This is a genomic window from Sphingomonas sp. SUN019, assembly GCF_024758705.1.
Lineage (GTDB): Bacteria > Pseudomonadota > Alphaproteobacteria > Sphingomonadales > Sphingomonadaceae > Sphingomonas.
This window is the reverse complement of the sequence record NZ_CP096971.1, coordinates 271558-297399: the sequence shown is the minus strand read 5'-3', so window position 1 is coordinate 297399 and position 25842 is coordinate 271558. Positions and strand designations below refer to the sequence as shown.

Annotated in this window: 24 protein-coding genes, 1 tRNA gene and 1 pseudogene; 17 read left to right on the top strand and 9 right to left on the bottom strand. The window is 64.4% G+C overall.

Going from position 1 to position 25842, the window contains the following annotated elements:
* Positions 1–58 precede the first annotated feature (58 nt).
* Positions 59–1600, top strand: coding sequence for a YfjI family protein (locus M0208_RS01475; protein WP_258889973.1), 1542 nt, complete (start codon positions 59–61; stop codon positions 1598–1600).
* A gap of 168 nt (positions 1601–1768) precedes the next feature.
* On the opposite strand, the gene M0208_RS01470 is transcribed toward M0208_RS01475, so the two are convergent.
* Positions 1769–2485: a hypothetical protein gene (locus M0208_RS01470; protein ID WP_258889972.1), complete on the bottom strand. Its 717-nt coding sequence runs from the start codon at positions 2483–2485 to the stop codon at positions 1769–1771.
* A gap of 345 nt (positions 2486–2830) precedes the next feature.
* Between M0208_RS01470 and M0208_RS01465 the strand changes: the two genes are divergently transcribed.
* The 6 genes from M0208_RS01465 (at position 2831) to M0208_RS01440 (ending at position 6957) form a co-directional block, all read left to right on the top strand.
* Positions 2831–3544, top strand: a complete 714-nt coding sequence (locus M0208_RS01465) for a hypothetical protein (protein WP_258889971.1) — start codon at positions 2831–2833, stop codon at positions 3542–3544.
* A 31-nt stretch (positions 3545–3575) separates the two neighbouring features.
* Positions 3576–4055, top strand: coding sequence for a hypothetical protein (locus tag M0208_RS01460; RefSeq protein ID WP_258889970.1), 480 nt, complete (start codon positions 3576–3578; stop codon positions 4053–4055).
* Position 4056: 1 nt separating this feature from the next.
* Positions 4057–4473 carry a hypothetical protein gene (locus tag M0208_RS01455; protein ID WP_258889969.1) on the top strand — a complete coding sequence of 139 codons (417 nt, stop codon included), beginning with the start codon at positions 4057–4059 and terminating at the stop codon, positions 4471–4473.
* On the top strand, positions 4460–4675 hold the full coding sequence (locus tag M0208_RS01450) for a hypothetical protein (RefSeq protein ID WP_258889968.1): 216 nt from the start codon (positions 4460–4462) through the stop codon (positions 4673–4675). Before M0208_RS01455 ends, M0208_RS01450 begins: the two co-directional genes overlap by 14 nt.
* Positions 4676–5726: 1051 nt before the next feature.
* Positions 5727–6236, top strand: a complete 510-nt coding sequence (locus tag M0208_RS01445) for a hypothetical protein (RefSeq protein WP_258889967.1) — start codon at positions 5727–5729, stop codon at positions 6234–6236.
* Positions 6229–6957: a hypothetical protein gene (locus tag M0208_RS01440; RefSeq protein ID WP_258889966.1), complete on the top strand. Its 729-nt coding sequence runs from the start codon at positions 6229–6231 to the stop codon at positions 6955–6957. The genes M0208_RS01445 and M0208_RS01440 overlap by 8 nt, the downstream gene beginning before the upstream one ends.
* Positions 6958–6961: 4 nt before the next feature.
* Here the strand turns inward: M0208_RS01440 and M0208_RS01435 are convergent.
* Positions 6962–7051, bottom strand: a tRNA-Ser gene (locus tag M0208_RS01435).
* Between the two features lie 350 nt (positions 7052–7401).
* Between M0208_RS01435 and M0208_RS01430 the strand changes: the two genes are divergently transcribed.
* From M0208_RS01430 to mazG, 10 genes are read left to right on the top strand one after another with little or no spacing between them, the layout of a single operon-like run.
* On the top strand, positions 7402–8490 hold the full coding sequence (locus M0208_RS01430; RefSeq protein WP_408988069.1) for a lytic transglycosylase domain-containing protein: 1089 nt from the start codon (positions 7402–7404) through the stop codon (positions 8488–8490).
* Position 8491: 1 nt separating this feature from the next.
* Entirely contained in the window at positions 8492–9373 is an 882-nt protein-coding gene (locus M0208_RS01425) for a septal ring lytic transglycosylase RlpA family protein (RefSeq protein WP_258889964.1), read from the top strand.
* 22 nt (positions 9374–9395) lie between these two features.
* Positions 9396–10571: a D-alanyl-D-alanine carboxypeptidase family protein gene (locus M0208_RS01420; protein WP_408988068.1), complete on the top strand. Its 1176-nt coding sequence runs from the start codon at positions 9396–9398 to the stop codon at positions 10569–10571.
* Positions 10568–11194 (top strand): dTMP kinase, encoded by a 627-nt coding sequence (gene tmk, locus M0208_RS01415; protein ID WP_258889963.1) that lies wholly within the window; start codon positions 10568–10570, stop codon positions 11192–11194. The genes M0208_RS01420 and tmk overlap by 4 nt, the downstream gene beginning before the upstream one ends.
* Positions 11191–12171 carry a DNA polymerase III subunit delta' gene (locus tag M0208_RS01410; protein ID WP_408988067.1) on the top strand — a complete coding sequence of 327 codons (981 nt, stop codon included), beginning with the start codon at positions 11191–11193 and terminating at the stop codon, positions 12169–12171. Before tmk ends, M0208_RS01410 begins: the two co-directional genes overlap by 4 nt.
* A gap of 12 nt (positions 12172–12183) precedes the next feature.
* A complete protein-coding gene (gene metG / locus M0208_RS01405) occupies positions 12184–13725 on the top strand; it encodes a methionine--tRNA ligase (protein WP_258889962.1) in 1542 nt (513 codons plus the stop codon).
* Positions 13725–14501, top strand: coding sequence for a TatD family hydrolase (locus M0208_RS01400; protein WP_258889961.1), 777 nt, complete (start codon positions 13725–13727; stop codon positions 14499–14501). The genes metG and M0208_RS01400 overlap by 1 nt, the downstream gene beginning before the upstream one ends.
* Before the next feature lie 10 nt (positions 14502–14511).
* The gene (locus tag M0208_RS01395) at positions 14512–15276 is read left to right on the top strand and encodes an MBL fold metallo-hydrolase (protein WP_258889960.1); all 765 of its coding nucleotides are present in this window, start codon (positions 14512–14514) and stop codon (positions 15274–15276) included.
* Positions 15273–15878, top strand: a complete 606-nt coding sequence (locus tag M0208_RS01390; RefSeq protein ID WP_258889959.1) for a TIGR02281 family clan AA aspartic protease — start codon at positions 15273–15275, stop codon at positions 15876–15878. The genes M0208_RS01395 and M0208_RS01390 overlap by 4 nt, the downstream gene beginning before the upstream one ends.
* Positions 15879–15935: 57 nt before the next feature.
* Positions 15936–16667: a nucleoside triphosphate pyrophosphohydrolase gene (gene mazG / locus M0208_RS01385; RefSeq protein ID WP_258889958.1), complete on the top strand. Its 732-nt coding sequence runs from the start codon at positions 15936–15938 to the stop codon at positions 16665–16667.
* A gap of 18 nt (positions 16668–16685) precedes the next feature.
* On the opposite strand, the gene hflX is transcribed toward mazG, so the two are convergent.
* From hflX to dusB, 7 genes and pseudogenes are all read right to left on the bottom strand, one after another.
* A complete protein-coding gene (gene hflX, locus M0208_RS01380; protein WP_258889957.1) occupies positions 16686–17981 on the bottom strand; it encodes a GTPase HflX in 1296 nt (431 codons plus the stop codon).
* A gap of 2 nt (positions 17982–17983) precedes the next feature.
* Positions 17984–18535, bottom strand: a pseudogene (hfq, locus tag M0208_RS01375) (RNA chaperone Hfq); the annotation flags it as partial.
* 56 nt (positions 18536–18591) lie between these two features.
* The gene (locus M0208_RS01370) at positions 18592–19962 is read right to left on the bottom strand and encodes a sigma-54 dependent transcriptional regulator (RefSeq protein WP_258889956.1); all 1371 of its coding nucleotides are present in this window, start codon (positions 19960–19962) and stop codon (positions 18592–18594) included.
* Positions 19963–19964: 2 nt separating this feature from the next.
* Positions 19965–22214 carry an ATP-binding protein gene (locus M0208_RS01365; protein WP_258889955.1) on the bottom strand — a complete coding sequence of 750 codons (2250 nt, stop codon included), beginning with the start codon at positions 22212–22214 and terminating at the stop codon, positions 19965–19967.
* Between the two features lie 52 nt (positions 22215–22266).
* Entirely contained in the window at positions 22267–23709 is a 1443-nt protein-coding gene (gene ntrC / locus M0208_RS01360; RefSeq protein WP_258889954.1) for a nitrogen regulation protein NR(I), read from the bottom strand.
* Entirely contained in the window at positions 23706–24767 is a 1062-nt protein-coding gene (locus M0208_RS01355; protein WP_258893138.1) for a nitrogen regulation protein NR(II), read from the bottom strand. Before M0208_RS01355 ends, ntrC begins: the two co-directional genes overlap by 4 nt.
* Positions 24767–25765: a tRNA dihydrouridine synthase DusB gene (gene dusB, locus M0208_RS01350; protein ID WP_258889953.1), complete on the bottom strand. Its 999-nt coding sequence runs from the start codon at positions 25763–25765 to the stop codon at positions 24767–24769. Before dusB ends, M0208_RS01355 begins: the two co-directional genes overlap by 1 nt.
* Between the last annotated feature and the right edge of the window lie 77 nt (positions 25766–25842).

Below are 25842 nucleotides of genomic sequence, written 5' to 3'. Positions count from 1 at the left end.
ACGAAAAGCGGCGGGACGCTGCCAAGAATCCCGCCGCTTCAATCGAGGCATATTCACCGTGACAAGTTTAAACGAAGGGGCACTAGGTCCACAAGCCGAGCCATTTCTCCGCGCCGACGACTTTGATGGCGACGAAGACAATTGGTACATTGAACAGCGCGCAATTGAGATTGGCGCAGGCCCCCACGAGGCAGTCATAGAGTTACGCGCGGCGTTCAAGCGCCGCGCGCGGTTGCTCTCGCCCGTCAGTGACCAGCCCGAAACGGTCGCCCCTGCAATTCCTGACCACGGTAGCGCGCTACCTTGGCCGCCCGGTCGCGCTGGCACCATCGCCCGCTTTCTCTATCAGACCAGCTATTGTCCAATCCCAGAAGTCTCGATCACCGCGACAGTGGCGCTGCTGGCCGGGGTGTGCGGACGCGCGTACCGGACATACAGCGGTATCGACCTCGCGCTGTACATGATTCTCGTCGCCAAGAGCGGTGTCGGCAAAGATGGGATGCACGACGGCATCCCCATGATGTTGGAACTGGCCGACCGACCGATGGCGCGCGGCTTCGTACGTGCGCAGGACTTCGCCAGCGGCGAGGCGCTGCACAAGGAATTGCTGCGGGAACCCGGCTTCCTGTACCTACAAGGCGAATTTGGAAAGAAGCTCAAGCGCATGGCGAACCCGCTGGACGCTCCGATGCAGTCGTTCCGCACCATCATGACGAAAGCGTTCGGCAAGCGCTTCTTGGAGGGCAAATCGTACAGCAACCCGGAAGACAGTCTCAACGGTGTGGATTGGCCCGCCTTGTCATTCGTGGGCGAGACCACCCCCGGCACTTTCCTCGAATGCATCACGCCCGACATGATGGCGGACGGCTTCCTATCACGTTTCCTCGTGGTGAATTACGGTGGTGACCGGCCGCCGACCAACCGCAATCGCGCTGCGACCTTCCCAGCGATCGACCGCGAGCTTTGGTGCGCCTTGGTTGACCACGTTATCCGCTACCAGTTCCCGGTGAACACGCCCGAGGCGGTGACGGTGATAGCCGACCCCGAATCCGCCGCGATGTTCGAGCGGTTCGACGAGGAGTGCCGAGCGCGGCTGAACGGGACCGACGATGAGACGCAGCGGCAGGTCTGGAATCGCGCTCACCTCAAGGTTTTAAAGGTCGCCTCACTGCTGGCGGTGGCGGACCACTACCTCGCCCCTGTCGTCACGCCTGAGCACGTCCGATGGGCGATGAACCTCGTTGAGCAGGACGTGGAGACGTTCCAGACCCGGCAGCGCGATGGCGACATCGGCGTGGACGATGACGCTCGCCAGCGGAAGCTGCTCAGCTTCTTGCGCGACTACATCGTCAACCCGGTCCCGTCGTCCTACGGCATCAAGGCGAAAATGGTCGAGAACAGCATCGTCCCGCGCAAGTACCTCCAGATGCGGTCGGCATCTCTGTCAGCGTTCACTAACCACAAGCTAGGCAGCACCCGCGCGCTGGACGACGCAATCCGCAGCTTGATCGCCAATGGAAACCTGATGGAAGTGAAGCGCGACCGGCTGATGGAGGGCTACGGGTTTGGCGGCGTGTCGTACCGAATACTAGAACTATGATGTAGGTCTTGCCTTAGCTTAAAGGCACGGCCTTACAGCGCAACCGCGCGGCAAAGCTGGCGAGACGGTACAGAGTTAAGAAATTAAGGGTTTAATACACCCCCACCCTGTACAGTGCTGTTGCCTGCTTGCTGTGTGGGGGTAGGGGCGACTTTTACCCTTAAACCCTTAGCTGCTCTGGTTCGTGGCAATGCTGCGTGCCGCTGCCATGCACACCCCCGATACTTCACGCAGCCAAGCGGTGCCGCCGTTTTCATAGAGTGCGCGGATTGGGCTTAGTCGCACCGCCTTGGCCTTGTGGTAAGCAGCAACCTCGTAGGTCAGCCGCCCGACGAGCCAGATGAGCCGAATCCTGAAAACCGCTTCGTTGTCGTCGGCTGCGATCTCCATCCCTCTTTCGCGGAGGTCCGCGTCTATCGGATACAACGCTGCTAGGGCGGGGCTGTCGAGAACCTCGACGGCAGACTTCATGTCCCAGTCGTGCGAGATGCGGTTGCGGACAGTCCTCACGCGATCCAGCCCCAGCATTACGTCGCGCGAAAGCACATCAAAGGCGTAGGCGAGGCGGATGCGCTTCGACAGGTCGGACAGCGGCCCGTACCCGCTGAACATAGCGCGTCGTCCGCCAGGAATGCCTTCCGGCAGCATCGCCTTGAACGCGGCCTCCAACTGCTCGTCTGCGTAGCCGCAAGCGATCACGGGCGCGAAGCGCACGTCTTCGCTAGTTAGCAGAGCCGCCACCCGAGACAGCTGGCTTACATCTATCGGCTCTTCAGCGAGGCCTTCGCGGAAGCGCCGTAGCGCGTGATCTTCAAACGACCGAGTGTAGTTTCGGTAGATTTGAAGCCCTGCCTTTTCGCCATAACCAAGGTCCATCTTACGCACGTCAGCGTCGATCCAGTTTTCGTCGTGTTCTCTCGGTGGTTCAGGCTGCATATCGGATCGTCGTCCATACGCTTGCGCTTGGCAACTGCCCGGAGCCGCCCGCTGGGGCGCGGCAGCTACCCCGCCGCCATGTTGGTGCCGCACGCGCTCCGTCAGCACCCCTGCGCTCGCGTGGTCACACCCGGCTGGTCGTCGCGCTCCACGAACAGCAAACACAGTATTTGTCGTTCGCAATCGGCAGACGTGAAGCAAGCGATTGATATAGCAAAATAACAGCTTGCGGACCTTCGACGAAGAATTGCAGCGTAAGCCCATAGCAAGCCATATCAAATCTTGGAGCCTATTATGCCCGAGCAAGTCGACACGCGCGTAAGTCCCGCGCTGCACCCGGATGGCGTCAAGAACGTCGAGGGTTACAACGACGAAACCGCAATTTACGTCGCGGACGCAATGAGCGCGTTTGCTACGGCGTACTCGGCGATAGGCAAGATTCACGACGCGACCGAGTACGCCAAGAACAACCCGACTTGGACCGAGGAACAGCGCTTCCTGATCGTCGGGAAGGAAGCGGCGAAGGTCCAAGATCAGATTTGCCGCAAGTTCGATGCTGTACAGGCGAGCCTGACGAAAGCCATCAACCACGTCGATAGTGAACTGTCGCAACCGCTGAAGGAGCGGGCTGGTCTTGGCAACCTCAATCAGGAGGTGCGCGCCCATTCCAAACATCTGAATCGCGAGGAGCGGGGCAAGCTGCTGAACGAGGCATTCGCGCAGGGCGACACCGACACGTTGCAGGCAATACTCGGGGCGCAGCCGTTTTTGAGCGGTCTGTCGGCACCCGAACACGCGCATTACCTGCGCCGCTTCCACGAGAAGCAGAACCCGGCACTGGTTGCCCGCCTCACCGTCATGCGCAACGTCATGGCGAAGCTGGACCGCGACGCACCGCTGGTATTTGCACAGGTCACGAAAGCGGTCGGCGCTCCACCCGCCAAGGTGCGGGGCATCGACACGGCCAACGAACGCGCTCTTGCCGCGCTCAAGATCAACGTATCGTGATGCGCCTGTGATGCCATCAAACAACACACCGATGGGCGGTCATGAAACTCCACCGTGGCTAGAGGGATGGCAACCCGCCGACGCGAAGCCGAAACCAAAGATCGGGAACCCGACCTGGACCCCCGGCATGAGAAGTCCGAATCCTGCCGGTCGCCCCAGAGGCATTATCGACAAGCGCGTCCGGGTCGCCCAGCGCATGTTGGACGACGCTGACAGCATCGTCAGCGCGATTATCGAAAAGGCGCAGGAGGGCGACGTTGGCGCGGCGGCGCTAATCCTCGGTCGTGTTCTGCCAAACCTCCGCAGTCAGGCGGAAAAGGTCCAATTCGACTTCGATGCGACCGCATCCATTCCGCAGCAGATCGAGGCGGTGCTGACCGCCATCGCGGCGGGCGCAGTAGCCCCGGACGTGGGGCAGACCATCATTTCCGCGCTCGGCACGCTGTCGTCCGCGCGCGTCGCTGACGACCTAGAAGCGCGGCTCATCACCCTCGAAATGCGGAGCGTTTAACATGCCAGTGTTCAAGACGGGCACCAACCGCGTCGTCGCTGACGACCCCGAACCGGGCGACGCTTTCGTTCAGGTAACATGGTTCGGTCCTAGTCAGGACGGCAAGCACCGGAAGCAATTCCACACGCGCCCGCAGCCGATCGAAGAATATCAGGCGGCGATCGATTGGGCCGTGAGCATGGCCGACCAGATGGCCTTCCCGCTCTACGTCGTGCCGCTTCGCGCGGGTCAGTTGCTGACTCCCGAGAGGCTGGAGAGGGCGGTTGCCAGCATGACGGATCAGGAGCGCGGCGAATTGCGTCGGCTGGTGGTCACCACCTGCGCCGAGATCATGCGCGATTGCGAAGAAATTGAGGTCCGCGAGGGGGCATTCAGCGTCCTCGCGAAGATGGGAGTGGTGGACGATGACGGACGGTAACAAAAACCCTGATTACAGCGTGACGCCGGAGATGCTGGACCAATTGCAGGAACAGCGCGTCGCCGCTGTCGTTCGGCAGAAGCAGGAAGCGGAAACACGTGAAGAATGGCCGCTTCACGTGAACGCTACGCTCCGCGCGCTCGGCGAAAAGGTTCAGGAATACGAAAACCGGATCGCGACGTTGGAAGCCGGTCGAGGCTGACCACGGTGGCGGGCGTCCGTTCCATGCTGTCGCGCATTCAGCGACTCGAGCAGGGACGGGCGTCTGTATCGCCGTTCGCGCGCGCTTATGGGTCGTTCGATGCGTTCGCTTCCAAATGCGAAGCTGACATTGACGCGGGCAAGCTGGACCGGCTCGACTTTCCAATCGTGCTGCACTGCCTCCGTCGATGGGAGACTGACGGGACGTGGGGCATGTGGCAGCGTCGCGATAATATGTGGCAGCTAGGGCGGTGACGGTCGCCGCGCCTGTACCAGCGTGGCTCGCCGCGTGGCGGGAGCGCAAAAGTCAGCCGTCACAGGCACCAACGCCGCCAGGGCAGCGCGTGAGGCAGCGTGCCAGCACCAACGTGGTCACCCCCGCACCGATCGCGCGCCCAGCCCCGGTGCAACCGGCCCCAGTCAAGCGTCCCGCGAACCGGCAGGGGTTCGAACAGCCTGAGCCGTGGCAGTTCGACGGGTTCAGTCGGCGCGAGCCGGTGCTTGATATTGACCACACCCCGCCACGCATAATCAGGCGAGTAGGGTGGCAGCGGTGCATCCGCTGTCGCACCCCATTCTTTAGCGAAGACGTGGTGCGCCTGCGCCTCTGCAACGGTCCCGAGGGCTGTCGCGCTGATGAGGACCGCTATGCAAGCGGGGGCGCGCCAGCCGGATAAAATCAACGGAAAGCCGCGTCGCCGTCACCTTCAAGCGGCGCGGTGCGTGGGAATCGGGAGTCGCCCACGTCGAGGACCAGCGGACGGTCCCTCGTTAATCGAACATCCGCAGCAGCGGGGACGTGCTCCTTCGTCCTGACGCTGCCAGCGCCTCGCGCCTCGCGGTGCGGGGCGCTGTTACGACCGGCAAATGTCATAGCTTACGCAGTCGTGATCCAAACTCTTGCAATTCCAGCTTAACGGCACCGCCACTAAGCTAATGATAAGCAAAACGTAAGTCCGCGCGTAAGTCGGCGGTCTTCTTCTTGACTCTCACGAGGCTGATCCCATCTTTGACGCGGCGCTGGGGGCAGCGCTCAACGAAGGGGGATCGCCGTGACTGCAAAAGTGCGCATCAAAGCCGGGCCTGTCGAGTTCGAGTACGAGGGTGAGACCGAACTAGCTGTCGCCGATATTAAGGACCTTTTCTCCCACATCGAGACACTGTTTAAGGTCCCCGTGCTGGCGGAAGGTGGCGAGTCACATGCTGCCCCGCAAGCGCCAACCCCGCTATTGCCCGCGCCATCCGGTGACACGCCCACTGTTGTCGGCGGTCCCAAGCTCCACGTGAACAGCGTCGCTCAGAAGCTAAAGGCGAAGACCGGCTCTGAGGTCGCTGTTGCCGCCGCTGCCACCCTCCAAATTTATGATGGGAAGCAGACGTTTTCGCGGACGGAACTGCTGGACACCATGAAGAAGGCGACCATGCACTACAGTGCGAACATGTCGGGAAATCTTACGAAGATACTCGGTTCCCTTGTCGGTTCTAAGTTTAACCAGATCAGCGATGGTGTTTATTCATTGACGTCTGACGATTATCAAAAGCTGGTCGCGCAGCTTGCTTGACGTTTCCGCGCTGAAAGACTGGTTGCACCGCGGTCTGCCGTCGCGTGACAAGCTCCTGCTTACCCTAGCTAGCATTGATCAACCCGCGAAGCTGGCAGACCTTCGTTCTCGCTCTGAGGAGGCGGGGTTTAAGCTGCCGAAGAAGTGGAACCTGTCGGACGTGCTCGGGAAGAGCGGGGGGTTGGCCATCCGTGTACCGGCGGGCTGGGAGCTTACCGACGCCGGGAAGAACTACCTTCGGGCGCTTGGGGTCGAGTCCGCCAACGGAGCCGCCGTCCAAATCGCTGCGGACCTGCGGAAGCACCTCGCCAACGTGCAGAACGCGACGACGCGGGCATTCGTCGAAGAGGCGATCAAGTGCTACGAGTCCAAACTGTACCGCTCTGCTATCGTTATGTCGTGGATCGCAGCCGTCGACGTGCTTTACCGGGAGGTTGTTGCAAACCACCTCGACGCGTTCAACACCGAAGCGAAGCGAGTGAGCGACAAGTGGAAGAAGGCGGCCAACGCTGACGGCCTTAGCCGGATGGGAGAGGCTGACTTCCTAGATCGACTCGTAGCAATCAACGTTATTGGCAAGAACGTGAAGGACCAGCTTGCGATCGCGCTAAACCTCCGCAACGGCTGCGGCCATCCCAATAGCCTGGCCGTTGGCGGCAACATGGTGACCAGCCACCTAGAGACTTTGCTGCTCAACGTCTTCGAGCGGTTTAGCGCCTAGCAGCTGGCGGAAGAGGTGGGATTCGAACCCACGGAACGGTTGCCCGCTCGCTGGTTTTCAAGACCAGTTCCTTAAACCACTCGGACACTCTTCCATACCGGCCACCGGCTTGCAGCTTACGGTCGGCTTACGGGCAAACCCGCCCCCCGAATCGGACTGCCGCTAACCGGCTGTAACGCTTCTCCATTCCCGCGCCGACGGTCGCAAGGTCCAGCAGCTTTCAAGACCGGTTCCTTAAACCACTCGGACACTCTTCCGTATCGTACGGCGCGCTCCAGCTTACGGCTGGTTTACGGATTACACCATCGACCGACTCAGGCTCTTATTAACCCGCTGCAGCGCTTATCCATTCACGGATCAGCGTCGGACACCTCCAAACAGCTTTCTCTCCGCGCGCCGACGATGCGCCTCTGCCGCGCTGCGATGATGTGTGCAACCCCGGCGATGATCCGTGTTTCCCACGCCGCCTCGCTGTGCCACACAGGCGACGTGTGGGGGCGTAGCAAAATTCGACGGCGATTGCGTGGCAGCGTGACCGCCTTGGCGTGCCTGTTCGTGGCGGCATCCGCCAACGCGCAGGACGAAACCGGCTTTCAAAGCTATCTCACGACGTTGCGCGCGCAGGCGATCGCGCAGGGCGTGCGGCCCGCGACCGCCGATTCGGCGATGGCGACGCTGACGTTCAATCCGCGCGTCGTCGAACTCGACCGTCAACAACCGGGCGCAGCGCCGGGCGGCCCGATCTCGATGTTTGCGCCATACCGCGCGCGCCACGTCGACGCCGCACGGATCGGCCGCGGCCGCACGACCTATGCCGCCAATCGAGCGCGGCTGGCGCGGGTGGAGACCGAAACCGGCGTCCCCGAATCGATTATGGTCGCGATCTGGGGGCATGAGACCAATTACGGTTCCTACACGGGCGACTTCGACCTGCTGCGCAGCCTTGCCAGCTTGGCCTACGAAGGGCGTCGTCGGCAGCTTTTCTCGGGCGAGTTTATCGCCGCGCTCAAGATGCTCGACCGCGGCGTCCCGCGCGATCAGCTGAAGGGCAGCTGGGCGGGCGCGACCGGTAATCCGCAGTTCCTGCCCTCGATCTATCTCCGCCTGGCGCGCGACGGCGACGGCGACGGGCGTGCTGACATCTGGAGCAGCTCAGCTGACACGCTGGCGTCGATCGGCAATTATTTCGTCGCCGCGGGCTGGCGGCCGGGCCAGCCATGGGGCGTCGCGGTCAGCGTGCCCGCCGGGTACGATCGATCGGACCAGGCCAATCGCCTCGTCTCGCCGCGCTGCCCGCGGGTGTTCGAACGGCATAGCGGCTGGCGCACGATGGCCGAATGGCGCGCGCTGGGCCTGACGCCGCAGGGTGGCCGCTGGCCGGGCGACAATATCATGGCGACCTTGCTCGAACCCGACGGGCCGGGGAACACCGCTTATCTGCTGACGAGCAACTACCGTGTGATCCTCGATTACAATTGCTCGAATTTTTACGCATTGTCGGTGGGGCTGCTGGCCGATGCGATCGAGCGTTAGCTTGGCCCCCATCCTGTTGCTGGCCAGCTGCGGCGCGTCGAGCGAAGCGCCGCGCCAGCTGAGCACCAGCGCGCCGCCAATGCGCGGTGCGCCGACCGCGCCCGTGCCTCTCCCGCCCGAGGCGGGGCAGGTCGACGGCCCCAGCGGCACCGCCGGGGCGGGTGCGGAATCGCGCTATGACGAGGTCGGCCTCGCTACCTGGTATGGCGAGGAACTGTCCGGCAGTCTGACCGCCTCGGGCGCGCCCTTCAGGCCGACCGCGATCACCGCCGCGCACCGCACGCTCCCGCTCGGCTCGCACGCAGAGGTGACCGCGCTCGATACCGGCCGCACGATTCTGGTGCTGATCAACGATCGCGGTCCCGGACGCCGCGACCGGCTGATCGACCTGTCGCGCGGTGCGGCCGAACTGCTCGGCACGGGCACGAACCCGAAGGCCCCGGTCCGCATCCGCACCGTGACGGCCACGCCCGAGGACGCAGCGGCCATATCGGCGGGGCGCGCCGCAACCTCCCGTCTCGCCACGCCGCCTGCGCTGTTGACCGCGCTCCGCCGCAAGTTGAACGGGTCGGACATGCCCGCGCCGCCACCCCAGCAGCGCGCATCCGCTACGAAGACCAGTCCGCCACCGCCACCCCGCCCGGCACCGCGAATCGAACCCGCCAAGCCAGCCCGCGAAGGCCACTATCTCGTTCAGGTCGCCGCGTTCTCTACCGAAGCCCGCGCCCGCGCGCTCGCCAAACGCCTCGACGGACGGGTCGAGGGCGCAGGTGGCGTGTGGCGCGTTCGGCTCGGTCCGTTCACCGATGCCGCCGCGGCGCGGCGCGCGCGTGACGGCGCCGCGCGGCAAGGCTATGGCGACGCCGCAATCATCACCCAATAACGTCGAATTTTCGGGACGATCCATGACCAGACTGCTGACCTATCTTGCCGCTCCCGCCCTTGCGATGGCGATCGCCTATCCCGTCGCCGCCAATGCGCCGCAGTTCGACACGCCCGCGCCCGTCGCCTTCATGGAGGACGTGTCGACCGGCGCGGTGCTGTACGCGAAGGACGCCGACCGCCGGATGCCGCCCGCGTCGATGGCCAAGATGATGACAGTCTACACCGCGTTCGAGATGCTTCGCCGCGGCGACCTGAAACTCGATCAAGAGTTCGAGGTTCGGCCTGAAACATGGCGCAAATGGCATGGTCCTGCAGCAGGTTCGACGATGTTCCTGTCGCCGGGCGAAAAGGTTTCGGTCGCCAATCTGCTCTACGGTATCGTCGTTCTGTCAGGCAACGACGCGTGCGTCGTGCTGGCCGAGGGCATTTCGGGCACGGAGGAAGCGTTTGTCCAGCGGATGAATGAATCGGCAAAGAAGCTGGGCCTCACCAACAGCAATTTCGGCAATTCGAACGGCTGGCCCGACGAAGGCCGCACTTATGTCACCGCGCGCGATCTCGCAACGCTCGCCGCGGCGACGATCACCGACCACCCGAAGCTCTACAAGCAATTCTATTCGCGGCGCGATTTCACGTGGGGCAAGACGCTCGGCAGCGGCTCCGCGATCACCCAGGCGAACCGTGATCCTTTGCTCGGGCGCGTCGCCGGAGCCGACGGACTGAAGACCGGGCATACAGAGGAAGCCGGCTACGGCTTCACCGGATCGGCCGAACAGAACGGCCGCCGCCTGGTGCTGGTGCTCGCCGGGCTCACCAGTTCGAACCAGCGCATCGCCGAATCGGTGCGTTTCATGGACTGGGGCTTCCGCGCATGGCAGGCCAAGCCGCTCGTGAAAAAGGGGCGCAAGGTCGCCGAGGCCGATGTCCAATTGGGCGATGCCGCAACAGTCGGACTGGTCGCGCCGAACGACCTGAAGGTTGCTCTGCCCGCAGGTGCGGTGCCCGCGATGACCGCGAAGGTCGTTTATCAAGGTCCGGTGAAGGCCCCGTTCAAGGCGGGCCAGCATATCGCCGATCTGGTCGTCACCTCGCCCGGCTTGCCGACGCAGACGCTGCCGCTGGTGGCCGAAAAGGACGTCGCCGGAGCGGGCTTCTTCGGCCGCGCGTGGGCGGGGTTGATGGGCCTGTTCGAATGATCGGCAGGTTCCTCTCGCTCGAAGGCGGCGAGGGGGCGGGGAAGTCGACGCAGGCGCGCGCTATGGCCGATGCGCTGGCGGAGCGCGGCGTCCACGCGATCGTCACGCGCGAACCCGGCGGCAGTGAGGGCGCGGAGGCGATCCGTGCGCTTCTGATGCACGGCGACGTCCGTCGCTGGAGCCCGCACGTCGAGGCGTTGCTGTTCGCCGCCGCGCGCGCGGACCATGTCGAAAAGGTCATCCGCCCCGCGATCGGTGCGGGGACGTGGGTGATCTGCGATCGCTATCTCGATTCGACCCGCGCCTATCAGGGCGTCGCAAGCGGGGTCGACGATGCAGCGATCCTCGCGCTGCACGGTTTCGGGTCCAAGGGGCTGTTGCCCGATCGGACGTTCCTGCTCGATTTGCCGACCGGGGAGGGCGCGCGACGTGCCGGTGCGCGTGACGGCGCGGGCGCGGATCGCTTCGCGGCGCGCGGCGCGGACTTCCACGATGCGGTCGCGCGCGCGTTCGACGGCTTCGCGACGGCCGAACCCGATCGCTTTCGCCGGATCGACGCAAGCGCCGCGCCGGAGCAGGTGACCGCCGCGCTACTGGATGCGCTGTCCGACCTGCTGCCATGATGTCACTGCGCGGCCATGACGCCGCCCGCGCCGCCTTTATCGCGGCGCTGGGCAGCGGATCGCTCCACCACGCGTGGTTGCTCGCCGGGCCGGAGGGTGTCGGCAAGGCGACTTTCGCGCGCATGGTCGCACGACGGATGCTGGCCGAAGCGGCGACGCCGGACGCATTGCCGCCGGGGTTCGCCGTACCTGAAGATCATCAGGCGGCACGGCTGATCGCGGCGGGCACGCATCCCGATTACCGCGAGATGCGACGGCTGCCGAAAGACCCCGAAAAACCCGATCAGGACCTCGCGCGCTCGATCCCGATCGCTCAGGTTCGCGCGCTGATGCCGCTGTTCGCGACCAAGCCCGCGCTGTCGGCGCGGCGCGTCGTCGTGATCGATGCGGTCGACGACCTCGAACGGCCCGGCGCGTCGAACGCATTGCTCAAGAATCTCGAAGAACCTCCGCAGGGGACGATTTTCCTGCTGGTCAGCCACGCGCCGGGACGATTGCTTCCCACGATCCGCTCGCGCTGCCGACTGCTGCGGTTCGAACCGCTCGCGATGGACGATATGCGCGCGGTGCTGGGCGATGCGATGCCGGAGGCGGATCGCGATGAGATCGAGGCGCTGGTGCGCGCCGGTGCAGGATCACCGGGGCGTGCACTCGCGTACGCCGGGCTCGACCTGGCCGGGATCGACGCCGCGCTATCTACGATCGGCAAAAGCGGCGACCACGACAATGCGCAGCGCGGACGGTTGGCGAAGGCGCTGTCGGCGAAAGCCGCACAACCGCGCTACGAGGCGTTCCTGGAACGTGTGCCCGGCTTCATCGCTGAACAGGCTCCGTATCGCGCCGGGGAGGGGCTGCGCACCGCGCTCGACGCCTATGACGAAGCGCGCTCGATCGCGGGCACGGCGCGCGCGCTGACGCTGGATGCGGGCGCGACGGTGTTCGAACTCGCGGGGGTGGTAGCGCGGCTCGCTCGATAGTAGGGACGCGGCATGCGCGAACCCTTCTACATTTCCACTGCGATCAGCTATCCCAACGGCCGTCCGCATATCGGCCACGCCTATGAAGCGATCGCCGCAGACGCGATCGCGCGTTTCCAGCGACAGGCCGGCCGCGACGTTTTGTTCCAGACCGGCACCGACGAACACGGGCTGAAGATGGTTCAGACCGCACGCGACCGCGGCGTCGAAGTGCGCGATCTTGCTTCCGAGATGTCGTCCTATTTCAAGGCGATGTGCGACAATCTCAACGTCTCCTATGATCGCTTTATCCAGACCACCGACGCCGACCATCACCGCGCCAGCCAGGCAATCTGGCAGGCGATGGCGAACGCCGGCGACCTGTATCTCGACCGCTACGAGGGCTGGTATTCGGTCCGCGACGAAGCGTTCTACGACGAGAAGGAACTGATCGACGGGGAAGGGGGTAAGCTTTCTCCGCAGGGAACCCCGGTCGAATGGACCGCGGAGGAGACGTGGTTCTTCCGTCTGTCGAAATACCAGCAGCCGTTGCTGGAGCTGTACCGCGACAACCCCGATTTCATACGCCCGGAATCGCGTCGCAACGAGATCATGCGCTTCGTCGAGGGCGGGCTGACGGATCTGTCGGTATCGCGAACCAGCTTCGACTGGGGTGTGGCGGTGCCGGGCAGTCCGGGCCACGTCATGTACGTGTGGGTGGATGCGCTGACCAATTATCTGACCGGTGTGGGCTATCCCGACGGCGAGATGAAATACTGGCCCGCCGACCTGCATCTGATCGGCAAGGACATCGTCCGCTTTCACGCAGTCTATTGGCCCGCCTTCCTGATGTCGGCCGGGATCGCCTCGCCGAAAAGCGTCTTCGGGCACGGCTTCCTGCTTCACCGCGGGGAAAAGATGTCGAAGAGCCTCGGCAACGTCGTCGATCCTGGCGATCTGGCGACCGCGTTCGGCGTCGATGCTTTGCGCTATTTCCTGCTGCGCGAGGTGAGTTTCGGTCAGGACGGCAGTTATTCGGCCGAAGCCATTGTGATGCGGGTGAATGCCGAACTGGCGAACAGTTTCGGCAATCTGGCGCAGCGTACTTTGTCCTTCATCGCGAAGAACCTCGATGGCGAATTGCCGGTCGACGGGCGCCGGGATGTCGCTGACGGTCAGTTGATCGAGGAGGTTATCGTTGCAGCGGCTGGCTTCAAGTCGGCGTTCGAGGATCTCATGCTGAGCCAGGGGATCGAGGCGTGGCTGCGCGGCGTCTTCGCCTGCAATCAATATATCGACGCGCAGGCGCCGTGGGCGCTGCGCAAGACCGATCCCGACCGGATGAATGCGGTGCTCGGCACTCTCGTTCGAGCGATCCGCATCCTTGCGATCGTGATTCTGCCGGTCGTGCCGGAGGCCGCGGGCAAGGTGCTCGACCAACTCGGTGCGGCGGAGCGCGATCATGCCGCGGTCGACGACGACGACTGGTATGCACGCCACGCCGCAAGCGATTTCCGGCTCGCCGCGCCGTCACCGATGTTTCCCCGGCTGGAACTCCCGGCAGAGGCCGCCTGATGCTCGCCGACAGCCATTGTCATCTCAATTACAATGGCTTGGCCGAAGATCAGCAGGCGGTGCTCGAGCGCGCCCGCGCGCGTGGCGTCACCGCGATGCTGAACATCGCGACGCGCGAAAGCGAATGGGACGACGTGCTCGCCACCGCTGAACGCGAACCCGACGTTTGGGCGACGGTCGGCATTCACCCGCATGAGGCGGACCAACATCCGCATGTCGACACCGCGAAACTGGTGGCGCGCGCGGCGCATCCTCGGATCGTCGGCATCGGTGAAAGCGGACTCGATTATTTCTACGACCACAGCGACCGCGATCGTCAGCAGGCCAGCTTTCGCGCACATATCGCCGCCGCGCGCCAGGCGGGCGTGCCGATCGTGGTCCATACCCGCGATGCCGAGGACGACACCGCTTCGATCCTGCGCGAAGAAATGGGGAAGGGCGCGTTCGGTTGTGTGATCCACTGCTTCACGGGCACCGGCGCGTTCGCGGACATCGCGCTTGATCTCGGCTGCTACATTTCGATCTCCGGCATCGTGACGTTCAAGAATGCCCGCGACCTGCAGGAAACCGCGGCGCGACTACCGATCGAGCGTCTGCTGATCGAAACCGACGCGCCGTTCCTGGCCCCCGTACCGCACCGGGGCAAGACCGGCGAACCCGCCTTCGTCGCCGACACCGCGCGGTTCTTGGCCGACCTGCGCGGTGAGGAGGTTGAACATTTGCAGGATGTTACCGCACGAAACTTCCATGAATTGTTCGCCAAGACATTGATGTGAAGGCGGGAGCGTGAAGGTCCGTATCCTCGGCTCAGGCACGTCGTCGGGTGTGCCGCGGATCGGCAACGATTGGGGCGCGTGCGATCCCGCCGAGCCGAAGAACCGCCGCACCCGCGCATCGATCCTGGTCGAACATGACGGCACGCGCATTCTGGTCGACACCAGCCCCGATATGCGCGCGCAGTTGCTGGATGCCGACGTCGGCACGGTCGATGCCGTAATCTGGACGCACGAACACGCCGATCATGTGTTCGGAATCGACGATTTGCGCCAAATCTATCACGCGCTGCGCCATCCGGTCCGCGGCCTCGCGCGCCCTGCGACATCGGCGGCGATCATCGAGCGGTTCGGCTACGTCTTCCACGGACGCGATGGATATCCGCCGACGGTCGCGCTTTCTCACCTGCCGGATCAGGTCACGATCGGCGGTATCACGGTCACTTGCGTCGATCAGCCGCACGGTTCGATAACCTCGGCCGGCCTGCTGTTCGAAGCGGACGGCAAGCGGATCGGTTATGCGACTGATTTCCATGATCTTACCCAGGAGATGCGCTCGCTTTATCGCGATCTCGACGTCTGGATCGTCGATGCGCTCCGCCGCAGGCCGCACCCAACGCATCCCGATCTGGCGACCGCGCTCGAGTGGATCGCCGAGCTTGCGCCGCTTCGTGCCGCGTTGATACATATGGATCAGTCGATGGACTATGCGACGCTGGCCGCAGAGCTGCCCGTCGGGGTCGAGCCTGGCTATGACGGGCTGGAATTCGCCTGGTGAACCGCGGCGCCGAAATCGCGTTGTACGCGATGATGCTGATCCTGCCGCTATCCGCCTTGCTCGCCCGCCGCGTGCCGCTGGGGCAGACGCTGAAGATGGTGCTGGCCTGGATCGCGGTGTTCGCGATCGGCTTGGTCATCGTCGGCCAGCGCGATCGCCTGAAACCAATCTGGGACGACACGCGCGACGCACTGTTCGGCCGCGATCAGCGCGTCATTGGAGAGACGGTGCGCATCCGCATGGCGGCGGACGGTCATTTCTGGGCGACCGTCAATCTGAACGGAGTCGAACGGCGGATGTTGATCGACAGCGGCGCGACGACCACCGCGCTGTCGACCGCGACGGCGCGCGCCGCCGGATTACAGATCGACGAAAGTGGTTTCCCGACCATGCTGGGCACCGCCAATGGCGACGTCGTCGCGCTCAACGCCGAACTGCCCGAACTTCGCATCGGTGGAATCGTCGCGCGCGATCTGCCGGTGGTGGTCGCGGATGCGTTCGGTGATACCGACGTGCTTGGGATGAACTTCTTGTCACGGCTCGCCAGTTGGCGCGTCGACGGGACAACGCTAATTCTCGAACTCCCTCCCACACGGCAATAAGTTTTACATAATGTATATTATCGATATTATTTCATTCGCCGGGAAGGGCCCTCTTTCATGATCGACCGGCTGCTCGCGATCATGGCGCGTCTGCGCGATCCGGAGACCGGCTGCGAATGGGATCGCGCGCAGAGTTTCGCGTCAATCGCGCCGTATACGATCGAGGAAGCCTATGAGGTCGCCGATGCGATCGCGCGTGGCGATATGGCTGATCTGAAGGACGAACTCGGCGACCTGCTGCTCCAAGTCGTCTTCCACAGCCGGATCGCCGAAGAAGCCGGCGACTTCGCATTCCCCGATGTCGTGGCGGCGATCAGCGACAAGATGGAACGGCGGCACCCGCACATCTTCGGCGACGGTGGCGAAGGCCATGCCGACTGGGAGCGGGTCAAGGCCACCGAACGCGCCGCCAAGGGCAACTCTGGCGCGCTGGACGGTGTGGCGATCGGCCTGCCCGCATTGACCCGTGCCGAGAAACTCCAGAAACGTGGGGCGCGCGTCGGGTTCGACTGGCCCGATGCGAGCGGCGCACGCGCGAAGATCGACGAGGAACTAGCCGAAATCGAAGCGGCCGATGACGATACCCGCGCCGAGGAGGTCGGCGACCTGTTGTTCGCGGTGGTCAACTTCGCACGGCATCTGAAGATCGACCCCGAAGCGGCATTGCGCGCGGCGAGCGCCAAATTCGAGCGGCGCTTCGTCGCGATGGAGGCGATGGCCGGCGATGCGTTTCCTGCGCTCAGTCTGGACGCCAAGGAAGAATTATGGAGCAAAGCGAAACGCGGGTGATCGTTCCCACTCCCTCGACTAGCGTGTCATGAAGCGCTCGTATTCCCTCGCGGCCATACGGACTTCATACACCGCTTCGCCGTCATCGACCTGATGATCGATCACTTCGCCATGCGCGTGCAGCCACGCGGCGCCCGCGCCGTCGCCCGCGTCGAGCGCGATACGATAGCGGCGATGGCCTTCGGTCAGCAATTCGGCCACCGCGGCGACGAGCGCTGGCACGCCCTCCCCGGTCAGCGCCGAGAGCGCGACCACGTCGTCGCGCCGTTCGGCCTCCGCCAGCATCGCGGCGCGATCATCCCCTTCTAACAGGTCCAGCTTGTTCCACGCCTCGATCCGCGGCGTCGCCTCGGAAACGCCGATCTCCGCCAGCACCCCCTCGACGTCGCTACGCTGCGCTTCGCTATCGGGATGCGCCACGTCGCGGACATGGATCAGCAGGTCGGCGGAGATGACCTCCTCCAGCGTCGCCTTGAATGCCGCCACCAATTGCGTCGGCAGTTCGGAGACGAAACCGACCGTGTCCGACAGGATCGCCTTGTCGATGCCAGGTAGCGAAATCTGCCGCAGCGTCGGGTCCAGCGTCGCGAACAACAGATCCTCCGCCATGACGTCAGCGCCGGTTACACGATTGAACAGTGTCGACTTTCCGGCGTTGGTGTAGCCGACCAGAGCGATCACCGGCCACGGCGCGCGCTGCCGCCGGTCGCGATGCAGGCCGCGCGTCCGGGTCACCTGATCCAGTTCACGCCGCAGCCGCGCCATCCGGTCGCGGATCATGCGGCGATCGGCCTCAATCTGGGTTTCGCCCGGGCCGCCGAGAAACCCGAACCCGCCGCGTTGCCGCTCGAGGTGGGTCCAACTCCGCACCAGCCGCCCCGATTGATAATCGAGATGCGCCAGTTCGACCTGCAGCCGTCCTTCCGCGGTCGCCGCGCGCTCGCCAAAGATCTCCAGGATCAGCCCGGTGCGATCGATCACTTTCGTCTCAAGCGCGGTTTCCAGGTTGCGCTGCTGAATCGGCGACAGCCCGGCATCGAACACGACCAGGCTCGCCTCCTCCATCCGCACCGACGTCGCCAGCAGTTCCACCTGCCCGCTGCCAATCAACGTCGCCGCGCGCGGCGCGCGGACGCGAAACGTGTGGCGCTCCGCCACCTGCACCCCGATCGCCTCGGCCAGGCCCGCGGTTTCGTCGAGACGCGCTTCGGCGTCACGCGACGATCCGCCGAGGTCGGGGTACACGACGATCGCGCGCGCGCCGCGGGTGAACTCGCCGCGGTCGCGCTCGAAACCGCCGCCTTCGTTGTTCATGCTCAATCCTCGGCCGGACCGCTTGTTTCTTCGGCCAGGTTTAGCGGTCGTGCGGGCTGGATCGTCGACACCGCATGCTTGTACACCAGCTGCGACATGCCGTCGCGATAGAGCAGCATGCAGAACAGGTCGAACGCCGCGATCTGCCCCTGCAGCATCACGCCGTTGACCAGGAACATCGTCACAGAATCCTCTGATTTACGCACCGCATTCAGAAAGATGTCCTGCAGCAACGGCTGTTTCTTGGTCGTTTCGCCCATCTGGTCGACGATCGCGGCGACGTCGATCTGACCCGACGGCATGATCGTCGAAATGGCGTGCTTATAGATCAGCTGCGACTGGCCGTCGCGGCGCAGCAGCACGGAAAAATTATCGAACCAGGTTACGATACCCTGCAGCTTGACGCCCTTTACCAGGAACATCGTCACGGGGGTCTTGGATTTGCGCAGCGCGTTCAGGAAAAGATCCTGCAGCGATGTCTGTTTGTCGGCCATGATCGGTCCTTTGTTGTTGGCGGGGTTTGCCCCGCGATGCGCCGGTGCCCGGCGTCGGGTGCGGCCGTTTCGACCGCGTCGCTAATCTAGGAACGCCGACCTGCGCGGTCCAGACGTCAATCGTCTTTCGTTTCGGTGATGCCGAGCAGCTTCAGCTTCCGGTGCAGCGCCGATCGCTCCATTCCGATAAAGGTCGCGGTCCGCGATATATTGCCGGAGAAGCGCCTGATCTGAACGCGCAGATACTCCCGCTCGAACGATTCGCGCGCCTCGCGCAGCGGCGATCCCATGATCGCCGACGTACCCGTCATATTCTCCTGATCGCCGCGGACTTCGGGCGGTAGCAGGTCAAGGTCGATGCGACCAATCCGGTCGCCCGGCGCCAGGATGATCGTGCGTTCGACGACATTGCGAAGCTGCCGCACGTTGCCCGGCCAATCGTAGGATTGCAGCACGACCATCGCATCGGTCGCCACCTCCGGCGTCGGCACCCGGCGTTCGGCCGCATAATGCGCGACGAAATGCTCGACCAGCGGTGGAATGTCCTCGCGCCGGTCGGACAAGGGCGGGATCGGTACGGGCACGACGTTCAGCCGGTAATAGAGATCCTCGCGAAAGCGCCCCTCTGCGATCTCCTCGGTCAGGTCGCGTGAGGTGGCGGAGACGACGCGAACATCTACCTTGACGGTCCGCTCGCCATTGACCCTGCTGAAGCTCTGGTCGGTCAGCACCCGTAGAATGCGCGCCTGCGTCTGGACCGGCATGTCGGCGATCTCGTCGAGAAACAGCGTCCCGCCATGCGCCTGTTCGAGCAGGCCGGTGCGGATCAGGTCACCCCCCTCCTCCACCCCGAACAACTCCTCCTCGACGCGCTCGGGCGTCATGCGCGCGGCGCTGACGATCACGAACGGCGCGGTCGATCGCTGGCTCCAACTATGGAGCAGGCGCGCGGCGACTTCCTTGCCGACGCCTGCCGCCCCAACGATCAGCACGCGGCTCCCGGTCGCCGCGACACGTTTCAACGTCGCGCGGACGCCGTTGATCGCGCTCGAACTGCCGGTCAGATCGGTGTCGCGTCCTGCCGACGCCCGCAGCGACGCCACTTCGCGCTTCAGCCGCTCGGTTTCGGTCGCGCGTTCGACCATGATCAGCAGGCGTTCGGCCTGGAACGGCTTCTCGATGAAGTCGTAGGCGCCCTTGCGGATCGCCGCTACCGCCGTGTCGAGATTGCCATGTCCCGAAATCACCAGCACCGGGATCGACGGATCGCGCCGCTTGATCTCGTCGAGCAGGTCAAGCCCGTCGAGCTTCGACCCCTGCAGCCACACGTCGAGCAGCACCAGGCTCGGCCGCCGCGCCGCGATCGCTTCCAGCGCGGAATCGCTGTCGGCGGCGGTGCGTGTGCCGTATCCCTCGTCCTCCAGCACACCCGCGACAAGTTCACGAATGTCGCGTTCGTCGTCCACAACAAGAATATCGAGCGCCATAATCAAATTATCCGATTGCGGGTGAGTGCGGCGATCCCCCCGCCGTCGCCGTCATTACCAGTGTCACTGCCAGCGTCGTCGCCGGTATCGAGCCCGGCGAGCATTGTCGTGTCGAACCCTATCGTGACTATTGTCCCGCCGTTCGGGCGATCGGCAAAACCGATCGTGCCAAAATGCTCCTCGACGATCTTCTTGACGATGGCGAGCCCCAGCCCCGTACCCCGCGCGCGCGTCGTCATATAAGGCTCGACGATCCGGTCGCGTTCCAGCGGCAGGCCGACGCCGGTATCTTCCACCGTGATCGTCGTGCGGCCAGGCGCTTCGGCGATGGTCAGCGTTATCTCGGCCTCCCCCGTCTCCGCCGCCTCGATCGCCTCGACGGCGTTCTTGACGATGTTGGTCAGTGCCTGTCCGATCTGGCGACGGTCGCAAACCAGCAGTGGACCGGGTTCGTCGTGGTGAAGCTGAAAACGGATACCCGAATGCGCGACCTCGTGCAGGAACATCGTCTGGCGCGCGACGTCGACCAGGGATTCCTCCCGGAAGACAGGCTTCGGCATCCGCGCGAAGGAAGAAAATTCGTCGACCATCCGGCGCAGGTCGCCCACCTGCCGCACGATCGTCTCGGTCAAACGGCCAAACGTCGTGTCGCCCTCCTCCACCTTGCCGCCATAGCGTCGCTGCAGCCGTTCCGCGGCGAGTTGGATCGGGGTCAGCGGATTCTTGATCTCGTGCGCGATCCGCCGCGCGACGTCCGCCCACGCAGCACGGCGCTGATCGAGCAATTGCTGCGTAATGTCGTCGAAGGTCAGGATCGGCCCTGTGCCGTCGCGCGCGATCCGCACCGCCAGCGTCTTCGCCTCGCCCCGCGCCGCGACCTGTACAATCGCCTCGCGCGCATTGCCGTCGAGCAGCGCGTCGAGTTCGGGCGACACCTCCGCAAGCGGCCGGCCTATCGGCGAGATGTCGAGTCCGAGCAACGTCTCGGCCGAACTGTTGATCAGCCGAACGCAACGATCGTCGTCGATCGATATCACCCCCGCCGAAACGCCCGACATCACCGCTTCGATCAACTCGCGACGGCGATCGGCCTGCTCGTTGGCGGCGAGCAATTCGTGGTTCTGCGCCTGAAGACGTTCGGTCATCCGGTTAAACGCGTTGGCCAATGTGCCGACCTCGTCGCGCTCCCGGGTCTCAGCGACGCGCGCCGACAGATCACCACCTTCGACCCGCCGCGCCGCATCGACCAACTCGCCGACCGGTCGGACTAACCGGTCGGCGACGGCGAGTGCGATCCAGACCGCGACACCAACGATCAGCAGCGACAACAGCAACAGCGCCGCGTTGAACTGTAGCTGCAGCGTCCGCGCGCGGACAAGCAGCGCGCGATAATTCGCCAACGCCGCCTCCGCCCGTTCGGTTTGCGTCGTCATTTCCTTCGGATCGGTAACGCGCGCCGCGTAGAGATAGATTTGCTGCGATCCGGGCAGCCGCGCGACCGTCTGGATACGATCGCCGGTCACGGTCACCACGCTGCGTTGTCCAGCGCGTAGCTGCGCGACGGCATCCGCCGATACCTGTCGAGCGAGGTTCAGGTCGTAAGGATTTACGAACGCAAGGGTTTGCAGCTCTCCCCTGGCTGGAACGGCGAACAGCAAAGCCTCCGACAGACTGCGATAATAAGTCTGCTGGACCAGAAACGAGGCGAAGCGCGGATCGTCGATCGGACGGTCGTTCAATTCCGCCGCGATGTCCTGCGCCATCGTGACGGTCGCTTCCTCCCACCGCTGGAGGATCTGGTTGTACGACGCGCGCGTCAGTGTCGTCGCATTCTCGAACACGCCGCGCGCCCGGTCCGAATACCAGAACTGCACGCCGTACTGGAACAGCAGCGATGCCGCGATCGTCACCAGCAGCATCGGCACCGCTGCGATGACCGAGAAGAGCGCGACCAGCCGAACGTGAAGCCGCCCCGCCCCGCCGACCGGGGATAGCGCCGCCCGCCGTCGTGCGATGCGGCGGCCCAGCAGCATGAGCAATGCCACGCCCGGCAGCAGGTTGGCGATCAACAGGAATGCGACCAACGCCGGTTCGAGCAAGCCGCGCTCACCCCCGGCCCCCGCGATCGTGAAGTAACTCCCTACCGCGACCGCGACCGCACCCGCGAGCACCGCGAACTCGACCAGCGGCGTAACCGTGAAGCGGCGCGTCGAGACGGGGTCGTTAGCGGCGGGCGCCAAAGCGGCGGTCATCGTCACTTAGCTACAACAAGAGTGTTGCAGAGAAAACACATAATCGCACCGATTAGCGCGGCTCACGCGCGGATGGTCGCGCAACGGGATCGATTCCGAGCAGGTCGAGGCGCTTGCGCAGCGTGTTGCGATTGAGTCCGATCGCGCGGGCGGCACGCAGTTGATTGCCGCCATGGCGTGCCAGCATCGACTCGATCAGCGGCCTCTCCACTTCGGCGACGATCCGGTCGTATAACGTACCATTATCGAGCGATTGCGGATCGTTGCGCGCCAGACGATCGACATAGCCGCGCACCGCCGCATCGATCGCGATGTCAGGATCAGCCGCGCCTGCCCCCCCATCGCCGAGCATGACCGCGATTTCCGCCGCGTTGATCCGGTCGTCGCGCGACAGCGCCGCCAGGCGGCGCATCAGATTTTCCAGCTCGCGCACGTTGCCCGGCCAATCATGCGCCTCCAGCGTGTCGATCGCATCGTCGTCCAGCGTTTTGCGCGGCAGCCCCGCCGCGGCCGCGCGATCCAGGAAATGCCGGGCTAGCATCGCGATATCCTGTCGCCGCTCGCGCAATGCCGGAAGCGTTATGGGTACGACGTTCAGACGATAGTATAAATCCTCGCGAAACTGCCCGCTCGCTACCGCCGACTGAAGATCGCGGTTGGTCGCTGCGACGATGCGCACGTCGGCGCGGATCGTCCGCGCACCGCCGACGGTCGTAAACTCGCCTGATTGCAGTACGCGCAGCAATCGCGTCTGCGCCTCGATCGGCATGTCGCCGATTTCGTCGAGAAACAGCGTGCCGCCAGCCGCCTGTTCGAACCTGCCTGCTGTCCGTTGTGCGGCACCTGTAAACGCGCCGCGCTCATGTCCGAACAATTCAGCCTCGATCAATTCGCGCGGGATCGCCGCCATGTTGATCGCTACGAAGGGCGCGGTGGCGCGGTGGCCGAGGTCGTGGATCGCACGCGCGACCAGTTCCTTGCCCGTACCCGATTCGCCGGAGACCAGCACCGTCAGATCGTTCGACACGACCCGCGCGATGACGCGATAAACGTCCTGCATCGCGGGCGATCGGCCGATCAGCGGCAGCGCGTGGTCGTCGTCGCCGGGCACGTTCGGCGTCGCCGGCGCGCGACGAAGCAGCGCCGCGGCGACGGCACGCGTCAACGTGTCCAGATCGAACGGCTTGGGGAGGTAGTCATAGGCCCCCGCCTCGTTCGCGCGTACCGCGGTGGTCAGCGTGTTGCGCGCCGACAGGACGATGATCGGCAGGCCCGGTTGTTCGGACACGATGCGGGTCGCATTCTCGATCCCGTCGCCGTCAGGCAACACGACGTCGGTTACCAGAACGTCGGGCAAAGCCGCGCGCATCTCTCGATCGAGTTCGGCGAGGTTTGCCGCGGTCCGGACGCGGTGCCCGGCACGGCGCAGCGCCTGCGCGACGATCGCGCGAACCGCATCGTCATCGTCGACCACCAGAATGTTTCCGCCGCTCATGATTGCGCGCGCGGCAGGAGGATGCGGAACACCGTTTGATGCGGCGATCCCTCGCGCGAATATTGCACGATTCCACCCATGTCGCGGACGAGTTTGTCGACCAACGCGAGGCCCAACCCTTTTCCCTCGGGACGGCTGGACACGAACGGATCGAACAGATGTTCCGCAATATCGTCGGGCGCGCCGGGGCCGCTATCGATCACGCAGATCTCGATCGGCAGCGGCATCCTCGGACGTCCCGGCGCAGGCGCAACCGCCATGCCGTGGCGATAGGAAGTCGACAGCGTGATGCGCCGCTCTCCGCGTGTGCCAAGGGCGATCGCAGCGTTTTTCAACAGGTTGACCAGCACTTGCAACAGCGCGTCGCGGTTCGCCAGCGCGCGTGGAAGCGACGGATCGAAGCGTTCTTCGATCGCCACGCCGCGGGCGAAACCGGCCAGCGCGACCTCGCGCGCGTGCGCCAGCAGCGGATAGATGTTGAGCGGCTCGACCGGCACGGGCCGCGTGTCGGTGAAATCCTCCATCCGGTCGATCAGCGCGGCGACGCGGTCGACTTCGGCGATCATCAACGCGGTCAGGTCTTCCACGCCGGCCCCGTCGGCGATCAATTGCGCCGCGCCGCGGATGCTGGACAACGGGTTCTTGATCTCGTGCGCCAGCATCGCCGCCGCGCCGACCGCAGACCGTGCGGCGGCGGCGCGATCGGCGGACAGACCCAGCCGCCGTGAGCTGGCGGCATTGTGCAGCGTGATCAGCCGCCAGCCCGGATGATCGGCGAATTGCGTCTCCGCAAAATCGACGCGGATGCGCCCGCCACGCGGCGTGTCGATCTCGGTATCGAACGCGGCGAAGGCGTGCCCATCGCGGCGCTGTTCTTCCTCGGGCAGCGGCAGAACATCGACTACCGGATTCCCCAGCAGCGATCGTTCGGACTGGTTCAGCAGCCGTTCGCACTCCGCGTTGACCTGCACGATCAGACCGGCCGGATCGATCACCAGCAACGCGACAGGCAGTGCGGCGAGCAGTTCCACATGATCGGGCGCGCGGGCGGCGAGCATCACGCCGCAGCGCGGATTCGATAGGGGGCGTAGAATTCGGCGAGCATCGCCTTCACCCGCGCGGCATCAGGCTCCTGATTGACGGTGTTGCGAAACTCGGCCGAGCCGGTCAGTCCCTTGGTGTACCAACCGATATGCTTGCGCGCCATGTTGACCCCGGTGACGGCGCCGTAATGCTCGAGCATCGCATCGTAATGTTCTGCGATCACGCGATATTGTTCGTCCAGCGATGGATCTGGCACGCGACGCCCCGTCGCCAGCCACTCCATCACCTGCCCCAGCAACCACGGCCGCCCGTAAGCGCCACGCCCGATCATCACACCGTCTGCACCTGATTGTTCAAGTGCGGTATCGGCATCTTCGATCGAACAGATATCACCGTTCACGATCACGGGGATCGTCACCGCCTCCTTGACGCCACGCACAAAACCCCAATCCGCCTCCCCACGATACATCTGGTTCCGCGTGCGGCCGTGGACGGTGACCATCTTCGCACCGATATCCTGCGCGATTCGGGCGAGTTCGGGCGCGTTCAGGCTGTCGTGACACCAGCCCATGCGCATCTTGACCGTCACCGGCACACTGACCGCTTTCGCGACGCCTTCGATGATCGCGGTCGCCAGTTTCAGGTCGCGCATCAACGCGGAGCCGGCGTCGCCGTTGGTCACTTTCCGCACCGGGCAGCCCATGTTGATGTCGATGATCGCCGCGCCGCGATCCTCCGCCAGCCTCGCCGCCTCCCCCATCTCATAGGGGGTGCAACCGACCAGCTGCATCGAGATCGGCTCCTCGCTCAGGTGCCACGCGGCCTTCTGAAGCGACTGTCGCGTTTCGCGGATCGCGGCTTGACTTGCGACCATCTCGGTCACGTTGAGGCCGGAGCCATATCGACGTACAAGCGTACGGAATGGCTGGTCGGTCACGCCGGTCATCGGCGCGAGAACGACGGGATTTTCGATCCGCACGGGACCGATCTGGATCGGGTTTAGCCTACGCATCTTGCCGCTGTGCCTGAAAAATGGGCAGGTACGCGTTTCGCCCCTGACTGGCAAGGCTGACTGGCAAGGCGCGTGCG